The 17,897-nt window shown below is 38.9% G+C and carries 15 protein-coding genes and 1 tRNA gene; 4 read left to right on the forward strand and 12 right to left on the reverse strand.

Features of this window, described 5'->3' with window-relative positions; genetic code table 11:
* Positions 1-338: 338 nt before the first annotated feature.
* On the forward strand, positions 339-821 hold the full coding sequence (locus tag SALWKB2_RS10960; protein WP_025331719.1) for a hypothetical protein: 483 nt from the start codon (positions 339-341) through the stop codon (positions 819-821).
* A gap of 700 nt (positions 822-1,521) precedes the next feature.
* Here SALWKB2_RS10960 and SALWKB2_RS10965 read toward each other — a convergent pair.
* The 7 genes from SALWKB2_RS10965 to mltA form a co-directional block, all read right to left on the reverse strand.
* The gene (locus SALWKB2_RS10965) at positions 1,522-2,100 is read right to left on the reverse strand and encodes a hypothetical protein (protein WP_025331720.1); all 579 of its coding nucleotides are present in this window, start codon (positions 2,098-2,100) and stop codon (positions 1,522-1,524) included.
* 446 nt (positions 2,101-2,546) lie between these two features.
* The gene (locus SALWKB2_RS10970) at positions 2,547-2,912 is read right to left on the reverse strand and encodes a roadblock/LC7 domain-containing protein (RefSeq protein ID WP_025331721.1); all 366 of its coding nucleotides are present in this window, start codon (positions 2,910-2,912) and stop codon (positions 2,547-2,549) included.
* A gap of 21 nt (positions 2,913-2,933) precedes the next feature.
* Entirely contained in the window at positions 2,934-3,593 is a 660-nt protein-coding gene (locus SALWKB2_RS10975; RefSeq protein ID WP_025331722.1) for a hypothetical protein, read from the reverse strand.
* Positions 3,594-3,598: 5 nt separating this feature from the next.
* Positions 3,599-4,135, reverse strand: a complete 537-nt coding sequence (locus SALWKB2_RS10980) for a GTP-binding protein (protein WP_025331723.1) — start codon at positions 4,133-4,135, stop codon at positions 3,599-3,601.
* 20 nt (positions 4,136-4,155) lie between these two features.
* Positions 4,156-5,304 (reverse strand): hypothetical protein, encoded by a 1,149-nt coding sequence (locus tag SALWKB2_RS10985; protein WP_051506504.1) that lies wholly within the window; start codon positions 5,302-5,304, stop codon positions 4,156-4,158.
* Complete coding sequence (locus SALWKB2_RS10990; RefSeq protein ID WP_025331725.1) at positions 5,301-6,755, reverse strand: hypothetical protein; 1,455 nt, start codon at positions 6,753-6,755, stop codon at positions 5,301-5,303. Before SALWKB2_RS10990 ends, SALWKB2_RS10985 begins: the two co-directional genes overlap by 4 nt.
* 140 nt (positions 6,756-6,895) lie before the next feature.
* Positions 6,896-8,224, reverse strand: a complete 1,329-nt coding sequence (gene mltA / locus SALWKB2_RS10995) for a murein transglycosylase A (RefSeq protein WP_025331726.1) — start codon at positions 8,222-8,224, stop codon at positions 6,896-6,898.
* Between the two features lie 194 nt (positions 8,225-8,418).
* Here mltA and mutS point away from each other — a divergent pair, with 194 nt between their 5' ends.
* The 3 genes from mutS (at position 8,419) to SALWKB2_RS11010 (ending at position 12,561) form a co-directional block, all read left to right on the forward strand.
* A complete protein-coding gene (mutS, locus tag SALWKB2_RS11000) occupies positions 8,419-11,031 on the forward strand; it encodes a DNA mismatch repair protein MutS (RefSeq protein WP_025331727.1) in 2,613 nt (870 codons plus the stop codon).
* Positions 11,032-11,101: 70 nt separating this feature from the next.
* A tRNA-Met gene (locus SALWKB2_RS11005) sits at positions 11,102-11,178 on the forward strand.
* A gap of 690 nt (positions 11,179-11,868) precedes the next feature.
* Positions 11,869-12,561, forward strand: a complete 693-nt coding sequence (locus SALWKB2_RS11010) for a DUF2461 domain-containing protein (protein ID WP_025331728.1) — start codon at positions 11,869-11,871, stop codon at positions 12,559-12,561.
* A 360-nt stretch (positions 12,562-12,921) separates the two neighbouring features.
* Here the strand turns inward: SALWKB2_RS11010 and SALWKB2_RS11015 are convergent, their stop codons facing one another.
* The 5 genes from SALWKB2_RS11015 to SALWKB2_RS11035 all read right to left on the reverse strand — a co-directional run bounded on the left by SALWKB2_RS11015 (position 12,922) and on the right by SALWKB2_RS11035 (position 17,335).
* Positions 12,922-13,422 (reverse strand): GNAT family N-acetyltransferase, encoded by a 501-nt coding sequence (locus SALWKB2_RS11015; protein ID WP_080690492.1) that lies wholly within the window; start codon positions 13,420-13,422, stop codon positions 12,922-12,924.
* 202 nt (positions 13,423-13,624) lie between these two features.
* Entirely contained in the window at positions 13,625-14,275 is a 651-nt protein-coding gene (locus tag SALWKB2_RS11020; RefSeq protein WP_025331730.1) for a DUF421 domain-containing protein, read from the reverse strand.
* A 506-nt stretch (positions 14,276-14,781) separates the two neighbouring features.
* Positions 14,782-15,417 carry a hypothetical protein gene (locus SALWKB2_RS11025; RefSeq protein ID WP_025331731.1) on the reverse strand — a complete coding sequence of 212 codons (636 nt, stop codon included), beginning with the start codon at positions 15,415-15,417 and terminating at the stop codon, positions 14,782-14,784.
* A gap of 173 nt (positions 15,418-15,590) precedes the next feature.
* Positions 15,591-16,199, reverse strand: a complete 609-nt coding sequence (gene prfH / locus SALWKB2_RS11030) for a peptide chain release factor H (RefSeq protein ID WP_025331732.1) — start codon at positions 16,197-16,199, stop codon at positions 15,591-15,593.
* Positions 16,199-17,335, reverse strand: a complete 1,137-nt coding sequence (locus SALWKB2_RS11035; RefSeq protein ID WP_025331733.1) for an RNA ligase RtcB family protein — start codon at positions 17,333-17,335, stop codon at positions 16,199-16,201. The genes prfH and SALWKB2_RS11035 overlap by 1 nt, the downstream gene beginning before the upstream one ends.
* Positions 17,336-17,897: the final 562 nt, after the last annotated feature.

The following is a 17,897-nucleotide window of genomic DNA, read 5'->3' on the forward strand; positions in this document are numbered from 1 at the left end:
TCAGCTATATTGCACATAATCGTTCATTTTTTGTATCATCACCCATTATCCTGTTTGTTATTTTCCATTTTAACATCATATTTTTTCATCAATTTCTTACATATAGTTTTAACTGTACAAATTTTATTATCCAGCATTTAAAATGTTAAAATCTTATTTTTAAATTAATCTTCATTAATCCACTGCTCTCTTAAGATTTGATGTGTTATTAACCAAAAAGGCACCGACAATTAATGTGGTTAGTGTCTTTTTTGAGAGAGTACTAAGAGCACCTTTAATTAAAACAAGCACTTTGCTATGTTATGATTATATTATTTTACTAGTAGATGGAGCTCATAATGGACATTCCTGAAAGTATGCAGCAAGAGCTAGGCGCATGGAATAATGGAGCAGGCATTGATTTAGAAAGTTGGATTGGCTGTATGGGGAGTTATGATTTAGCCGTGGGTTATTGCACATTATTTTGGCCAACATTTCAATGGATTGATGGCTATATTGTGCGAGAAGGGCTCACAGCAGATTATCTCAATAGTTGGGCAAAAAAGGAAGGGGCTACGCGCTACTCTGTAGAGTGTCTTGTTAACCACCTTCACATCGCCGATATTCATTGTAATGAACAAGTAACGAGTGACAAAGTAGTTGCTTTAGGTAAAGTGCTTAAAGAAATTTATACTGCAAAACTAAAATTACAGTTTCCAGAGCATCCGTGTGAAGTTCAATTTTATATTCCTGAAAATAAAGAAGATATAATTAGTTATCAGTTATCTTTTTTTCAAATAGGCGGAGAAAATTTGCCGGCTCATCAAATATCTGCATCGTGATACTGATAAGCATAATTTATTTATATAGTGTGTGTTGAATATAAAAAAGAGCCTACTTTATTAATTAAACCTTTCTTTTGATTAGACGATATAACTAAAATATTATATTAAACTGCTGTTAGAACTTGCAAGTGAATCTTCGCCAAAACGATCACTGCCAAGAGTTCCGTTCAGGTACATAAAATGAGTAATACAAAACCGCCAATGTAAGGAACAAAGTGAATAAAAAACTAAGCCCTACTATGATTAATGAACATAATGAAATTTGCTATAATAATTCTTTATTATGCAAGATTCCCAAAATATCATTACGAATAACATACAAATGGTTATTATCCTGAAATTTATAACCTATAAATCAATGTGATGAATAAAAATTTATTGTCTTTCCTTTCAATAACACAAGCACTTTTATTGTTTCTTCACAATAAACTTTATTACCATCTAATTCTATCTTTTCTCAACAATAAAGTAATTTAATAATGTATTTTGAAGAATTATTTTTGGTGGTGTACATTTATATCTGTTTAAGATTCTCAGCAAAACAAATAAATGTATTAATCTAAATTTAATCAATATATTATTCTTGATTAACCGATTTATCTTTTAAGATTTAATACAATTCAGTAAATTTACTTTATCCCATTTTTTAATCTTTTACTTAATTGATTAATAAAAAATAATAATTCAGTCCCATTTATCATTCATTCACTTTATTAAGATATTTTATCAATCCCTCTTTCGTTGAAAATTCACAGCGTTCGTCGGTTTGAAAATTATCGATACAAATCGTTTTTGATATGACTCTATTATCCCCCCAAAAAAATAATGCCCTTAATATACCATCATCTTCTATAAATAAAGGTAATTCAATAAAGCCATAACTGTATGATATGTTTGGCTCTAAAGTATCTTTAAGTAAAATGTAAATGTATTTGTCGCCTGTTTTTTTATCAGCATATTCAAAAGCACTTACTAGTTCTGCATCACCATATTGATATGTATCAAGTTCGTATGCTTTATTTAATTCTTTATTATTATTTGTTAAGAAATAAACCTCTAAATTACGCTTTTCTTTTTCAAGAGTATTACTAAGAAACATCGCTGTTCCTTTATGGCCTTTATATTCAACATTAATTGGCGGATGAGCAATGTTATTATATTTGGGAAATCGATATTCTTCCGGAATGGTATCTAAATCCACATCAGAATTAGCATAAACATTTTGCAGGGTAAAAACTAAACCTAATAATATAAACATTACTAATTTAAATTTCATTGTACCCCTAAGAAAAAATAGAATTAAACATCTTTCCAATATTTATTGTTTCAATAATTTGCTTGTTTTTTGCCAAAAGTATAAATTACTGATTCACTATTTTTATATAAAATTATTTTATTTTCTTAATATATTTATTATTTAAATTATATAAATGAATACAGATATTAAAAAACAAGATTCTAATGCATTGTGAAACTGATTAGGCTAATTCAATAATAATTAAAATAGCTGTTTCTTTCGCCAATAAACAAAATCCATAAGTAAATTCAATATTTTATTCAAATATGAATAAACTTATGGCAAAAGACATCTGGTAAATTGATTGCTTCAAATAATTTAAAATATACTGCTATTCTAAGCCACTTATCAATTTACCTCTTTGATATAAAATTACTCACCCTGCTTAAATATATGAAAACAGGGCTTTCATTATATATGATAATTTAGCGTAAAATATCTACAATACTACGTGCTGCGCGGCGGGCATCCAATAAAATGAGGCCAAGCTTAGCGCCTTCGTTAGCAGTAACTGCCAGCACATTGGTCTCACCTGCCTGAATTAGCAGAATATAACCATGTTTACCCTTTACCATAACCTGTTCGAGTTCATCACACTGTAACTCACGGGAGGTACGGTTACCCAAAGCAAGCAGAGCTGCTGCCATTGCACCAACGCGGTCTGGATCAACACCATTCGGTAACAAGGTTGCTACCGGCAGACCATCGGAGGAAATTACAGCAGATGCAGTAATATCAGCCGAAGAGCTGTTTAAATCACTTAATACCGAAACCAGTAATTGTTCTTGCATCTTGATGTCTTTCTATTGATGTTATTCATTTACCACATGAATGTCTTCACCCGCCAATACATACAGACCACGCACCATAGTGACAAAAGCTTCACTATTAAGTAGTGGTAATCCGGCCGTTACCAAAATATTTTTGGTATTCCCTATGTACAGAGGGAAGAATGTTAATTCACTCTGACCGGCAGGATCACAGATCCCGATAGCGTTGTTGTATATATTGAGGTTATTTTTAATCAGCAGGCTGTGCTTTTCGGTCAGTCGCGTTGCTTCACTGGCAAGGTTGGCCACTTCTTCAGCAGTTTCGTGATTAAAACCGACATTAGCAAAATAAAAACCGTCCTGATCAACTAACAGAGCTTTATGACTGTCTGATAACTGACCCAGAATATTCTCAAATCCGTCTGAAGTTACTTTAACCAGTTGAGAGCTGGGTTTAGCTTCACCGTATAAAAACTCCAGACGCTGTAAGCGATATAACAAATTCAATGCTGTATGAACATCATCTGTTTCAGCCCATTGCTTCAAACGATCTTCGGTTAACCTCGAATTAATATCCGCCTGAAGAATATTGGCCAGTAACATACGGCTGGCGCTGTGACTTGGGCTGGATACTGCATAGAATGCACCGGCCGGCATCACTTTGGGATATAGATCATGATGTAGCTGTAATGTAGATTCCATACTGACTACCCTTCTAAACCTGGATCAATAGAGTACAGCATAGCAGTAACAAGTTGTTTTACATCATCTTCATTACGAGCATCAACTTCAAAAACAGGTACATTGAGCTTATGCTGTGCCAGATACTGCTGATAAACATCCACACCCGGCTGAGGATTGATATCCATTTTAGTTACACCAACCACAACCGGGGCATCTTCTAGTAAATCATGAAATGATGTAAGGAAAAACTTCAAGTCTTTCAATGGATTCTGTCTGGTATTATCCAGCAACAGAATTAAACCCATACTCCCCTTACTCAAAATGCTCCACATGAAATCGAAGCGCTCCTGACCTGGTGTACCGTATAAATGAACTTTAGTATGCTCATCCAGCCGAATAACACCATAATCCATGGCAACGGTAGTATGACCTTTTCTATCCTGAGTCATATCTGAAGCACTGGCATCCGTCTGTACCGGAGGATCATCCGATAATGCAGCAATGGCAGTTGTTTTTCCCACCCCAACCGGGCCGGTAAATATAATTTTATTTTCAACCATGATTACTCCCTGTTTAGGTATTAGTTGCCACGTAAGCGACCCATCAAACGTGCCAGTAAACCCTTCGGCCTGTCTTCATCGCTTTCTTCATATTCTGTTGTTTGCGTACCACTTGCCGGTTTAGTAGTGGCTGCTTGTGGTGCTTTTCTGGTCAGAACCATTTCTTTCTCCAGTTGTGCAGCAGGAGAAGTCAACTGTTGCTCAACAATCAAGGCACCAATTGAATAAGTAGCAGCTATATAGTTTAAAACATCTTCTAAAGAAACTGGTAATAGCTTGTATAAAGTATTCAGTGCCACAGGAGTTCGCACCAGAAAAGCAGACAGACGCATGGCTTCAGGCAAATAAGCCAACCGAGTCATATTTGGCCATGCTTTCAGTCTGATCACTGTATCCGGCGTAATAGGCTCAATCAGACGACCTCGCGCTGTCCAGATTGACAGCTGCCATATACAGGATTGCAAAGTTAGTTTAGCTTTATCATGCAACTGTGCCGTTGGTGCAGAAGCAGGTACTGCTTTAGTCTGCCATTCAGCATCTGTTTGCATACATAGTTGTTGCAAAGCATCACTTTCAACAGCCAGTAATACTTTTTCAACACTTGGAAATACAATTAATACTGGCTTATTGTCAAAAAGAATTGCTGTATCTTCAGATTGCTGCGCGAGTTTCTGTACCATGCCCAGTAGTGTTCCCTGAGTATGAAAGCGCGCTACGGTTACTGACTGATGTGCATGCTCTGCGGTATTGTTTGTCTGATGTACAGCAGATTCAGCCTTTTCATTAGCTGTTTCTTTCTGTGCAGCAGCTTTATCAGCAAGCCAGACCCCGTTACCTTGCTGCAAATTGCGCAAATGCTGAAACAAAGTATCGAATCTGATAGGTTTCATCAGATAAGGAGCCGTAAATGAAGGAGAGTTACGACCAAAAAAGACTACTACAGCATCAGGAAATTTCTTTTTTGCCTTATGCCAGAGCTCTTCACCATCATCAGCATCACCATCCACCAGAATTAGTTCAGGCTGCAGATTATCTTCAGGCTGAATCAGCTGGTAATTAACACTATTGTACATTTTAAATGCCATGCGCAACATGGCTGTCTGGCGATCATCCACATTGACGAGCAAAACATAGGCAGTTTTTACTTTGGGTATTGAATTGTTCATCATTGATTTTGCACACCACCGTGGTTAATACGTTTCAATAATTGACTCATAGCAAGTACAACTTCTTCAGGTGGCGTCTGAATTTCAGCGCGAATTACCTGTAACATTTTTTCCAGACGTGACCATTCTTCTGCACGTTCATATAAGTCAAATAAAGTAATGTAAAGCTGTGACTCTTGCGGATAAAGCAGGACTGATTTTTCCAGTAAATCCATTGCTTCATCAAACTGACCAAAGGTAAGCAGCGATTCCACATCCCGCAATACAAGTTCTGCAGGTGTTTCAGCCACGTCATTCTCTGAAGAAGCTTTATCAACCAATGACAGGCGTTTAGCTTTAAGGGCACTACTATTCATAGGCAGATAACCCTGAGTCACGCCGATATCACGCAATATCGTTTCGCTAGGCTTAGTCTCCAGCTGTTCAAACATTGGATGGTTACCCAGACTGTACCCCCAACCCAGCATACGTTCTTTTACGACATTTCCATATTGACCCAAAGTATAATACAAACGCCATAAATGCTGTGCAAATACATTGATATTATTATGTCTGTAATCCAGCACCAAAGCATCAATAATCATACCTGCTGGTTTTCTGGATGTTTTAATTGCTTTATTTAGACAGCGAATGGCCGCATCATAGGGCAGCTGTTCTTTCAGCAACACATAGCTGTTTTCGGGTTTGGAAAAACTCAGCAGAACATCACGCTCATCACCGCGAATTTTAAAGTTACCTAGATTACCTTCTACCAGCAGTTCATGCGGCTGCTCCTCAGCATTCTGTTTATTAGCAGAGGATTCTGCTTCAGGCCGAATATCTTCAGGTTTTTTATCCTGATTGATGCCTACTTCTTTTTCTGTTTCCTTGACATCCCATTGCAGCAGATCTTCTGCAAGCACACGCAGACCCAAATGATTTTCATCAAGTGCAAGCCCCTGGCGAATCAGATTTTCTAATTCAGGCCGCTGGAAATAATTACGATATTGATCAATTACTTCAGCAAGTTTATCTGAATTTTTGGCATCTAAGCATAATGCAGCCAGTTCGTTGACCAGAGTATTTGCCATTGCAGGACTCTGCTGGGCAATATTCTGCTCCAGATATGCACCGAGTGAATCAGCTGCTTTCTGAAAATAACCAAACTGTTTATAAACTTTATATTCAGTAAGATGATCTACAGTAGCGACAGAAACCGTGGATTTATCCGGACTGGTGGTTAACTGCCAGTCCCAATCCTCATCCTCCAGAGAAGCTGAAGCATCCTCATTTTCGGATGTATTCTGGGCTTCAGCAGCCTGTTTATCTGTCTTTTTATTTTGTTTAGATGCGGACTGCTTTTTGCGGACCGAACTTTTACTTTTGCCTTGTCCTGCCGCTTTCTGCCGCTTTTTCAGCACGAGCAATACAGCCAGCAAGATAACCAAAAGGGCAACAGGTAAATATAATTCCATAATTTACATCCCTTTTATAATTAGCTGCCAGATGCATGAGCGCATGGTTAAATGCATGTTTTTCATTTACGGTAACGCTTCACATACAATTGTCAATACTGTAACTATTTTACCTTAGCTTGCATTTGTTCGCCAGATTTTTATTTAACCTGGGGCAACATTCCGTTAGGTAATAGTTGCCAGACGTATCCGGGGTATTTCATTTTACCCGCCAAAGCACCGGCTTCATCGCCATAACCCCAGAAATAATCTACTCTTACTGCACCGTTAATGGCACTGCCGGTATCCTGCGCCATCATTAACCGGTTTAAACCAAAACCATTAGCGGGATGGGTAGTAGCAACAAATAAAGGGGCACCCAGATTCATAAAGTGGCTGTCGACAGCTGCAGAATATCCTTTGGTAAGGGGTACACCCAATGCACCGGTTGGTCCGCTGGCTGGTTCTGCAGATGCGCGAAAAAAGACATAGCTTGGATTTTGCCCTAAGACTTCAGCCAATTGCTGCGGATGTTGCTGTAGCCAGGCTTTAATACCCTGCATTGAGGTTTGTGCAAGTGGCAGATAGCCTTTGTTAGCCATATATTTTCCAATTGATACATAAGGGTAGTCATTTTTATCAGCAAAACTGAGGCGCAGCATCCGGCCGTCAGGTGTTCTTAACTGCCCCGACCCCTGTACGTGCAGAAAAAATAATTCTACTGGATCATTAGCATAACCCAGAACAGGGGCTTTGCCATTAAGTGCGCCTGCATTAATCTGGGCACGGGTGTAATACGGAATTAATTGGTTACCACTGATGCGGCCTTTTAGTGCCCGTGTTTTCTCATTCAGGGGAAAGGAGGCCAGATTAGCGGTGTAATCTCCGTTAGGTGTAATGACGCCGCTATTTGCTCCGGTAAGTCGGATACGTACAACACCCTGACGCTGTCCGGCATTCAGCGGAACGACGATAAAATCGCTGGGAATACCATAAATAGGAAAGCGCGCCTGTGCAGTCTGTCTGGTATCGCCCGGCAGCATTGGTTCATAGTAGCCGGTTACAGTACCGGCCAGCTGTCCGTTCTGGCTGACTTCCCATGGCGTGAAATAAGTTTCAAAAAATACTCTGGCATGCTGGTTATGTCTGGATGTGCGTGCTGCCTGCTGACATACTGGCTGCCAGGCTGGCTGCATTTGCAGTTTGCTGCAACTGGTTTTGAATGCATCCAGACTATCAACAAATGACTGAATCGGCCATTGTGGTAATTCCTGATAAGAAACAGCCCGATAGCTGACACCAGCTTTCCCCGGAGTAAAGACATAATTCCGAGGTAATGGTTTACCCGGTGTTACTGAACCGGTTTCGCCTGGAAGAATTTTATCTGTAGGTTTACGGACATGAGGACAGGCACTCAGAAATAAAACACAGAAGCACAGTATCCAGCAGCGAATTAAGTTGAATTTCTTTGATGGCAAGATTTTTGACATTTTTTAATAGGAATTGAGATCGATACAGATAATATAAACTATATTTTTACACCATTATGACAGTCCGTCACGCTTTTAAACAATGAACTACTGAATAACTGATTTTAGGCAGTGATATCTGGCGTTGTATAAACTGAATGTAAACACTCTGTTACAATAGCGTTTTTTTAATCAATTCAAATATTCTCCACATTATGAGTAAACCCGCCCTCACACCGATGATGACGCAATACCTGTCTATTAAGGCTGAACATCAGGACAAATTACTGTTTTACCGGATGGGGGATTTCTATGAACTGTTTCTGGAAGATGCCGTTGAAGCAGCCCGTCTGCTGGATATAACGCTGACTACTCGCGGACAGATTAACGGGGAACCGGTCAGAATGGCCGGTGTACCTTATCATGCAGCCGAACAATATCTGGCTAAGCTAGTAAAACTGGGTAAAAGTGTAGCTATTTGTGAACAAACGGGTGAAGTGGGGGCAAATAAGGGACCGGTAGAACGGCAGGTTGTGCGTATTGTTACACCGGGTACAGTGACTGATACGGCGTTACTTGAAGATAAAGAGACCAACCGTATTGTGGCCATTTCTTTATTGAAAAAACAGCTTGGCATAGCGTGGCTTTCGCTGCAAAGCGGAGAATTCAGATGCAAAATCATTACTCCTGAAGCATTGCCTAATGAGCTGGCACGTTTGCAGGCTGCAGAAATACTGCTTTCTGATCAAACTCAGGAAAAATTGAATCTTAGTGGCTATGATCGGCAGCTAACCCGGTTACACGCATGGCAATTTGCTGCTGATACCGGTGCCCGAATGATTGAGCGTTATTTTGGCAGTCAGGATTTACGTGCTTTCGGTTTACAACCGGGAGTGCATGATGCAGCAATCGGTGCTGCGGGTGCTTTGCTGAACTATGTGCAGCAAACCCAAATGCAGTTACCTAAACATTTAGACAGCCTGTCACTGGAACAGGAATCTGCTTATATTGGTATGGATGCGGCAACCCGCCGCAATCTGGAACTAACTCAGACTTTAAGCGGTTTAAAAGCACCGACACTATTTTCTGTTTTAGACCAGTGTGCAACTCATATGGGCAGTCGTCTATTGGCACAATGGTTACATCAGCCATTGCGTCAGCGTCAGCAAATTATAGCCCGGCAACAGGCCGTTGCAGAGCTGGCCTCTCAGCAGGCGCAGGTAACATCCATGCTAAATCAGGTAGCTGATATTGAACGTATTGCCGCACGAATTGCTATTGGCAGTGCCCGCCCTCGTGATTTATCTGCTTTACGGGATAGCGTGACTATTCTGGCAGAATTCCGTTTAGAAGAATCCGTCCAGAGTAGCAGCCTGATACAAACTCTACTGGAACAGTTTCCACCTGCCGCACCTATTGCCGAACAGTTAAATATGGCGATTATGCCTGAACCATCGATATGGTTGCGCGACGGTGGGGTGATTAATGATGGCTTTGATGCGGAACTGGATGAATTACGCCGTTTACAGAATCATGCAGATGAGTTTTTGCTGCAATTAGAAAACCGGGAACGAGAACGCACAGGTTTATCCAGTTTGAAAGTTGAATTCAACCGTGTGCATGGTTTTTATATTGAATTGAGCAAGGTACAGTCTGAACAGGCTCCGGCAGACTATCAGCGACGCCAGACTCTGAAAAATGCAGAACGTTATATCACGCCTGAGTTAAAAGATTTCGAAGAAAAAGTATTAAGTGCACAGCAAAATGCACTGGAACGGGAAAAACAGATATATGACAAGCTGTTGCTGCAATTACAAAGTGAACTGCCGGTATTACAGCGCTGTGCCCGTGCGGCAGCCAGTCTGGATGTATTAAATACACTGGCCAGATATGCATGCACCGAACATTATTGTTTTCCGGAATTGGTAAACTATCCGTGTTTACAGATTAAAAATGGCCGTCATCCGGTAGTGGCTGCGCAAGTTAAACAGTTTACTGCCAATGATACGCGTCTTGATGAAAAACGGCGCCTGATGCTCTTAACCGGCCCGAATATGGGGGGTAAATCTACTTATATGCGACAAGTAGCCTTAATTGTGTTACTGGCGCATATTGGTGCTCCGGTACCTGCAGACAGCTGTACACTGGGAGAATTTGACCAGATATTTACCCGTATTGGTGCTTCGGATGATCTGGCAGGTAACCGCTCTACCTTTATGGTAGAAATGTCGGAAACGGCTTATATTCTGCATCATGCAACAGAACAATCGCTGGTATTAATGGATGAAGTTGGCCGTGGCACATCTACCTTTGATGGTCTGGCTCTGGCGCAGGCCATTGCAGAACATTTACTGCAAAGAAATCGCAGTTATACTCTTTTTGCTACCCATTATTTTGAGTTAACCCGCTTACCTGAGCAGCATGCACACGCATTCAATATGCATCTTGCGGCTTTGGAACAAGGACAGGATATTGTTTTTCTGCATCATATTGAACCCGGACCGGCAAGTAAAAGTTATGGGATAGCAGTAGCGAAACTGGCCGGACTGCCGGCGCGGGCACTAAATGCCGCCTACCGCCATTTACAAACACTTGAACAGCATGCAGCTTCCGAGCAGCCGCAACTGGATATGTTTCAGGCTCAGGCAGCAGACAGCGAAGAAGAAACCATGATGGATACCGATATTAATCATGTTGCTATATCGGCAATTCCTGCTGATTTATGCGCTCAGCTAAATGCACTAAAGCCTGATGAACTGACACCTAAAGCAGCACTGGCTGCTATTTATGATCTGGTGAACTGCTGGCAAAATCATCAGTCATCATAAAAAATGCATAGAAAATCGGTTTTTTAGTTGACATAAGGCTGATTATCCGTATAATAGCTCCCTTACCAGACGCGGGGTGGAGCAGCACGGTAGCTCGTCGGGCTCATAACCCGAAGGTCGTAGGTTCGAATCCTGCCCCCGCATCCAGATTTCTAAAATGTCCTGTTTAAAACAGGACATTTTGTTTTATTCATTCTCTGAACATCATTTCAAAAATAGATATTTCTGATTTTCGATTACCGATTTTACTTATTTATTTTTATTAGTAGTTGCGATTTATCTTAATTATCCATTTCATAACAAGCTGATTGATACAACCAGATTCAATATCTGACTCATAAATGTAAAACGACAATATCAAAAATGCAGGTTTAATGGCTTTGAACATATAAAGGCAGAAAAGATATGCAAAATCTTTCTGTACTGAGAATATTTTCAGATATCGAAAAATATCTTAATTACTCATATCAATCACATGTAAACCTGTAAAATTAACAATATTATTTTCACTTGCATCACTGCACGGTATATATTTTATTAAATCTTTCAAAGTCTCAGTAATATTGGTTATCGGTTCAAAGCTTCCATGATTAATATCAGATATCCGTAAAACTTTAGATTAATTATATGAGATTCGACACGGAAACACTGGAATGTAAACAACAGTGTTATGTTCAGATAAGCTCGGAAATCAGAAATTATATTAAAAATTAATTTTCAACCAGTTTATTTACTCTGCCTGAATACTGGATTAACTCTAACTACTTAGGTAAGATAAAAATGAAGTAAGTAATCTGGAAATCCCGTGCGTTTTCTGGAATATTTAAAGGGTGATTAATGTATAAATTCAACGGATTTACGCAGGCTGGACTCAATTTTTTACAAGATATCCGGATTAATAATAGTAAGCCGTGGTTTGATGAGCATCGTTCAATTTATGACCATGAATTGATACAGCCATTTCGTGCACTGGTTGAACAGTTAACCCCTGAAATGTTGAAAATCGACAAAGAATTTGAAACTCGCCCGGCTATTGGTAAAACGATATCACGTATTCATCGTGATACCCGTTTCTCAAAAGATAAATCTCTTTATCGCAGCCGTTTATGGCTGACATTCAAACGTCCAAGCCGCGACTGGAAAGAGGCTCCTGCCTATTTTTTTGAAATTAGTCCCGATACTTATCGATATGGGCTTGGTTATTATTGTGCACCCAAACAAACTATGGACATTTTCCGTGAAGAAATACTGAATAAACCGGAAGTGTTTTTAAAAGTGATGAGGTGCGTGAAGAAACCGTTTGAGCTTGTTGGTGATAGTTATAAACGTCCTTTAGTTAAAGAGCAGGATAAAAAGATTGCAACATGGTACAACCGGAAAAGTATTGCTGTAATGGCAACCAATCATCATATCGAGGATATACTTGACAGGGATTTACCAAATAAACTGACCCAAGGCTTTAAACAGTTATTACCACTTTATGATTTTTTAATGGATGTAGAGTTCATTAAGAATATTTCCAAGTTATAAATATTCTCATCAATATAAAATGATTTTTATTATTTCCCGTTATAGCTTTTAATTTCTGAGACAATGTAGCTATAGGGCTTCTTATAATTATTAGTTTTGAATTCTATATTTTCGGCAGGAATACTTTGTAGATATCTGCTCAGAACATCACGCACTAACATTCGGGTTACCCAATATTGATGTTTATACTTGTTAAAGAATAATTTTTGCCACTGCTCCAATTCCTGATAATTCAAAAATTGGACATAGTTGGTCAAAGCAAATTCGGGATTTATTTCTTCATTATAGGTAAACCAGATGTGTATTTCATTTTCTGCTATCTTTATAAAGTTTTCTACTTAACAGAGGTCTCTATAAAAATCAAAGTGGTTTATACATATGGTAATTTATCAGTACCTGATTTTTTCTGGATATTTTGTTAGCCCGCTTTATTTTAAAACCCCATTTTTTAAAAATTGGCATGGCCACTTTTGAAGCATCTACACTTAATTGTGAAAGCTTTTTCTGGTGGGCCAAGTTAAGCACATGGTCATAGAGTTTTCTGGCTACGCCACGTTTTTGAAAATCAGGATGCACGTAAAAACAGTCTATGTAACCATCATCTTTAAGTTCAATAAACCCCGCAAGGCGTGAGCCAAAGATAGCCATCCAAGGCTGAGTGTTATCTAAACGTTTTAACCACATCTGATAATCTGGTGGTGTTGGGCACCATGCTTCTTGCTCTGCTTTGTTATAAATATCGGTATCAATAGCATGAATAGTCGAATGAAACAAATCGCATATTTCAGTGGCATAGAGTGGAGAGTATGGTTTTACTTCGATTTCAGATGCAGCATTACCCAACTTGTTTTCTATTTTCATTATGATTTGCTCCAGCAAGACTTTGCACTTCATTATCATCAACATTGATATGTTATCGCATATTTGCTGAGAAATTCATTATCACTGCAAAATACCGGGTATTGCTGCCGGTAACAGCCAGATAAGAATCAGAAAAACTTTTTATCTTAATACGATGCCACATGATAAATGGCATAAAATTTACAAACTAAGTTTAATCAAACTAGTTTCCGCTACTTTTTTGCACATCCGGATAAACCCAAAGCTTATTATCATGCACTTCTGCCAGAAAAACATCATCCAGTTTTTCTCCTAACCGGTTCAGCTCATTTTCCAGCCATTTTTCGTCATGCCCCAGAGATTTTAAACTTGGGTAATTCACTACTCCATTTTCTACTACAACAACGGCCATGGAGGGATCACCTTTTTTTACTACGGTCATCTGACCATTATATTCAAACCAGACATCACTGAGCGCTTCCAGACTGTTGTAGCCACGCTGATGCAGTAACATAATAAAATCACGGATAGACAGTTTTGCTTTACGAAAATTCTGTGAAAGCACGATTCCATTTTCCATTAAGCGTATAGAGGTACCGTCAACAAAATCTTTAGCAATATTGCGCTTAAATGTGGTGTAACGTACCAGTAACAGTAATCCTGCCCAAAAAATGGAAGCACTCATAAGTAGGGTAATACTTATGGACGGATTATATAGCGGACCGCCAATAATTGCCCCTAAAACCACGTTACCTACCTGATCAATAGCAGAAATGGGCGCCAGAGACCCTTTACCGGATAAGTTGATGTATACTAACAGAATACAAAATGCGACCAGCATTTTGAAAATGATATTGAGATAGATGGGATTCATTAACGGTTCCTTTTAAACAATAATAACCGCAGCTTCAGATAAATAAACATAAATTATTGATTTTAATAAATGTATCATGAAATCAATAAAAGATATTATTCTGAATATCGCTCAATATCCTAAAGTAATTAATATTTATAATATTAGAAACACAATAATAAAATATATATTTATTATCAATGGTTTATATTGTAATTTTAAGGTAAATTTCAATGTTTAATTTGTTTAAAATTATGTAATTAATTAAGAATGCTTTTGGTTGAAATTTGGTCTTGATAAGGCAATATTGTTTTTGGCTGGATTATTTTAGTTATATTTTTATCGTTCTTGCCAGATATTTTCAGACGAAGGTTTTAAAAATTTGAATTCTGATGCGGAGAAAACCAGACTTAGTTACCCGCATCAGGTTATATAACGGCACTGATAAGATTACCAATAGCTATCATGGCATTAAAGCAGCTAAGAATTTACGGAAAGGTTTTCATTATCAGTTAATGAAACAAATGCTATCTAAATACAACTAATTTTTTATATCTCTGACTTATTGAAGTAATTAATGTTTTTATTTGCTCATCTATATCAGTAAAAAGATAGAAATTATGTAAACGCGGATAGTGTTTGATAAATATATTGCCTTTTTGGGTTCCGGCCGGGCATAAATTAAACGCTAATGTATTCGACGTTAAAATAATACTCATAAAATCATCCCAATAAAAAATACCTTCCATGTCAACTGATTTGATTAAGATTCCTTCTTCAAAAAACACATAATGATATTCAGCAGGCCAGTTAATTTCTTGGTATAAATTTTTTAATCTTCTGATTTCACGAATTATTCCGACAATTTGTGCTATAGATATCAGTAAAAATATAATCACGAGTATCTGAATAGATTCTATAGCTGTTCTAGGTATTGCATTTTCCTCTAAAAAAAATTTTTGCAAATAAAAACATGCAATATCGATGATATAAATAATTACGCCGCTAAAAAAAATTTTTTTAGGAAAATATATTTTAAATATCTCCCGGAATATTTGAGGCGCCGGTGATTGATTTTCTTCTAATTTAATATTCCTGGTAAATAAATATGTTGCCGTATCAGGATCGAAAGCAACATAAGGCTCTAATATATATTTTTTCATTATGACATTTAATTAATTATGTAAATTAATTTATTTTATCAAAAACCAGATTTATTTATATGATATATGTCAATATTCATTTTTTTTGTAAATTTATTCTAAACGGATACTCGTTAGATTAATGTTGGAAATAAAACAGGCAACTATGAAGATATCTGGTTGCCTGCTTACTACTACAAAGCTTTGAAATCCATGCCGGTAAATATTCGTACCGGATTGCCACGGACTATCTGATGATGGTGTTTATGATGAACCGCCTTATTTCTTGCCTGCAATTGCTGTTCCTGCTGTAACAGCTTATGCTGGAGCAACAGTACAGCTAGTTTTTTATTAGCATGCTGGCTGCGCTCTGATTGCACTTTAACACTAATACCGCTGGCTGTATGTGTTGCTCTGACAGCTGATTCTGTTTTATTAACGTGCTGTCCGCCTGCTCCGGATGAACGCATGGTTTCAAACACAATTTCATCAGAGTACTGCTGAACAACTGGATTAAAACAACTTGCTCCGATAAACCAGTTTTTTCGTTTGTGCTGCGGACGATAAGGGCTGATACAAATCCATTGAATAGTACCCTGCCACATATCAGCCAGTGCGCTGGCCTGAGTACCTTCTAAGCTCACCAGTACCGAATGCAGCCCGTGTTTAGCCGGTTCCTGTTCCAGAACTTGTACTTCAACCTGTTTCTGTTTTGCTTCATATTGTAAACGTGCTAATGCTTTGACAACGGCGAGACAACATTCAGCCGGTCCGTAAGCAGCAGATAATTGCAAAAGTTGCATTATTTCTTTTCCGTCTGAACTTTATAAGTAATTACTGGTTTAAGGCGTGCTACCGGTCTGATTAGCTGAGCCTGAACCATGGCTGCGATTACACTTTCAATTGATTTATATGCCTGAGGGGCTTCTTCATATAACAGTTCACGATCACAGCAGATTACTCTGCTGCCATGTGCTGTCCGGGTTAACTGTTCTGCTGTATAGCGTTCTGCCAGCCTGCCCTTACAGGCAGAGCGCTGCCATTTACGCCCTGCACCGTGTGCCAGTGAATATAGTGAGGAAACGGTATCCAGTGGTTGTACCAGATAGCTGAAATCACCACGTGAACCAGGAATAATCACTAATCCCCTGTTGGCAGGCGCAGCACCTTTTCGGTGCAACCAGCCATACTCCTTATTGATTGTTACCGGTTCTATAAAGTTATGGCTGATATCCAGCAGTTTTTGCCCCTGCTCACGCAGGTTAGCCAGAATACGTCTGCCAATCAGCTCGCGGTTCTGCTGTGCATAATCCAGAGCCAGATTGTGTTGCATCAGATATTCTTTACCGGCAGGACTATCGGCGATTAATCCCTGATGTCCGTACTGGCGGGTATGTTTATCCAGAATCATGCCGCCCAGCCCGCGTGAACCACTATGTACCATCAGTTGCAGGTGCTGTTTATCCAGTCCGGCCTCCCGGATAATTTCCGGTGCATAAACTGTCTCCAGCATTTGCAGTTCTGCAAAATGGTTACCGCTGCCAATGGTTCCTGAAGCATATGTATGATTATTTAATGGCAGAATTTCCGGCCATAAAGCTGTACATTCTGTGATTGATAGCGGCTGGTCAATATTATCCAGACGCTTAATCAGCTTAGCCTGATTCATTGCCCGGATTTTAACTGTGGTTTGCCATAATGCCATTCCGCAGCCAATATCCCCGCCAATCAGTGCCGGATAAAGATACTGAGTAGTAAAAAAAGCTGCACCTACCGGATAACCACGGCCGGGATGTAAATCCGGCATACCGGCAACGTATTTAATATCGGGAAGTTTTGCAGTTGTCTCTAGCTGCCGGATGGCTTCGCCCTCTAACCAGAGTTCTGGTGATGTAATCAGGGTAATATTGTCCGCCAGCTGCTGAATAGAATTGCCCATTCTGATCCATTCCAATTATTTTATTTGGTAATAAGCAAGCAATAGTCAGCCATGTTCATCATAAATGAACAGGATTTGCATGCTGAGTAATAAATTGGCAGGCCGTAGCCAAGGATCAGGATGTAATCAGCCCTGGATTGACCTGCAAGGGATAGGTAGTACAAACATAATTATTCCTTTCCGTTGCAATGTTGATAATTTGACAGAGTGGCGTACTGTAAATCAGGTTTTACAGGTAGTCAAAAATAATCAGCGATTTTTATGTCAATGAGCTGATTATAATTAGTGTTTTGTAGTTATTTCACCACTAATACACTAATCCGGTACTTTTGACACAATTATTTTCAATTAAAAATAATAAAAATTAATCATTAATAATAATTCATACTCTGATATTAATCGGTAACCACGTTTCCTGCATTAATTTAAAAATCTGCGCCGGGTTAAAACTTCCAGAACTGCTGCCCGTCAGTGGAACAGCAATAGAAGCATAGTGACAGAGATTAACGATATTTATAGTGGCAGTAACTCAGGCAGGAATGGAACAGGCACGCCGCGACAT

Origin of the sequence: Snodgrassella alvi wkB2, assembly GCF_000600005.1 — a bacterium.
Taxonomy (GTDB): Bacteria; Pseudomonadota; Gammaproteobacteria; order Burkholderiales; family Neisseriaceae; genus Snodgrassella; species Snodgrassella alvi.

Bases quoted from the DNA above. Each gene is read 5' to 3' on its own strand.
- SALWKB2_RS10985 (WP_051506504.1), bottom strand. From the start codon at position 5,304: ATGATGAACAATTCAATACCCAAAGTAAAAACTGCCTATGTTTTGCTC.
- SALWKB2_RS11020 (WP_025331730.1), bottom strand. From the start codon at position 14,275: ATGAATCCCATCTATCTCAATATCATTTTCAAAATGCTGGTCGCATTT.
- SALWKB2_RS11035 (WP_025331733.1), bottom strand. From the start codon at position 17,335: ATGGGCAATTCTATTCAGCAGCTGGCGGACAATATTACCCTGATTACA.
- SALWKB2_RS10965 (WP_025331720.1), bottom strand. From the start codon at position 2,100: ATGAAATTTAAATTAGTAATGTTTATATTATTAGGTTTAGTTTTTACC.
- mltA (WP_025331726.1), bottom strand. From the start codon at position 8,224: ATGTCAAAAATCTTGCCATCAAAGAAATTCAACTTAATTCGCTGCTGG.
- SALWKB2_RS10975 (WP_025331722.1), bottom strand. From the start codon at position 3,593: ATGGAATCTACATTACAGCTACATCATGATCTATATCCCAAAGTGATG.
- SALWKB2_RS10980 (WP_025331723.1), bottom strand. From the start codon at position 4,135: ATGGTTGAAAATAAAATTATATTTACCGGCCCGGTTGGGGTGGGAAAA.
- SALWKB2_RS11015 (WP_080690492.1), bottom strand. From the start codon at position 13,422: ATGAAAATAGAAAACAAGTTGGGTAATGCTGCATCTGAAATCGAAGTA.
- SALWKB2_RS10990 (WP_025331725.1), bottom strand. From the start codon at position 6,755: ATGGAATTATATTTACCTGTTGCCCTTTTGGTTATCTTGCTGGCTGTA.
- SALWKB2_RS10960 (WP_025331719.1), top strand. From the start codon at position 339: ATGGACATTCCTGAAAGTATGCAGCAAGAGCTAGGCGCATGGAATAAT.
- SALWKB2_RS11010 (WP_025331728.1), top strand. From the start codon at position 11,869: ATGTATAAATTCAACGGATTTACGCAGGCTGGACTCAATTTTTTACAA.
- prfH (WP_025331732.1), bottom strand. From the start codon at position 16,199: ATGCAACTTTTGCAATTATCTGCTGCTTACGGACCGGCTGAATGTTGT.
- SALWKB2_RS10970 (WP_025331721.1), bottom strand. From the start codon at position 2,912: ATGCAAGAACAATTACTGGTTTCGGTATTAAGTGATTTAAACAGCTCT.
- mutS (WP_025331727.1), top strand. From the start codon at position 8,419: ATGAGTAAACCCGCCCTCACACCGATGATGACGCAATACCTGTCTATT.
- SALWKB2_RS11025 (WP_025331731.1), bottom strand. From the start codon at position 15,417: ATGAAAAAATATATATTAGAGCCTTATGTTGCTTTCGATCCTGATACG.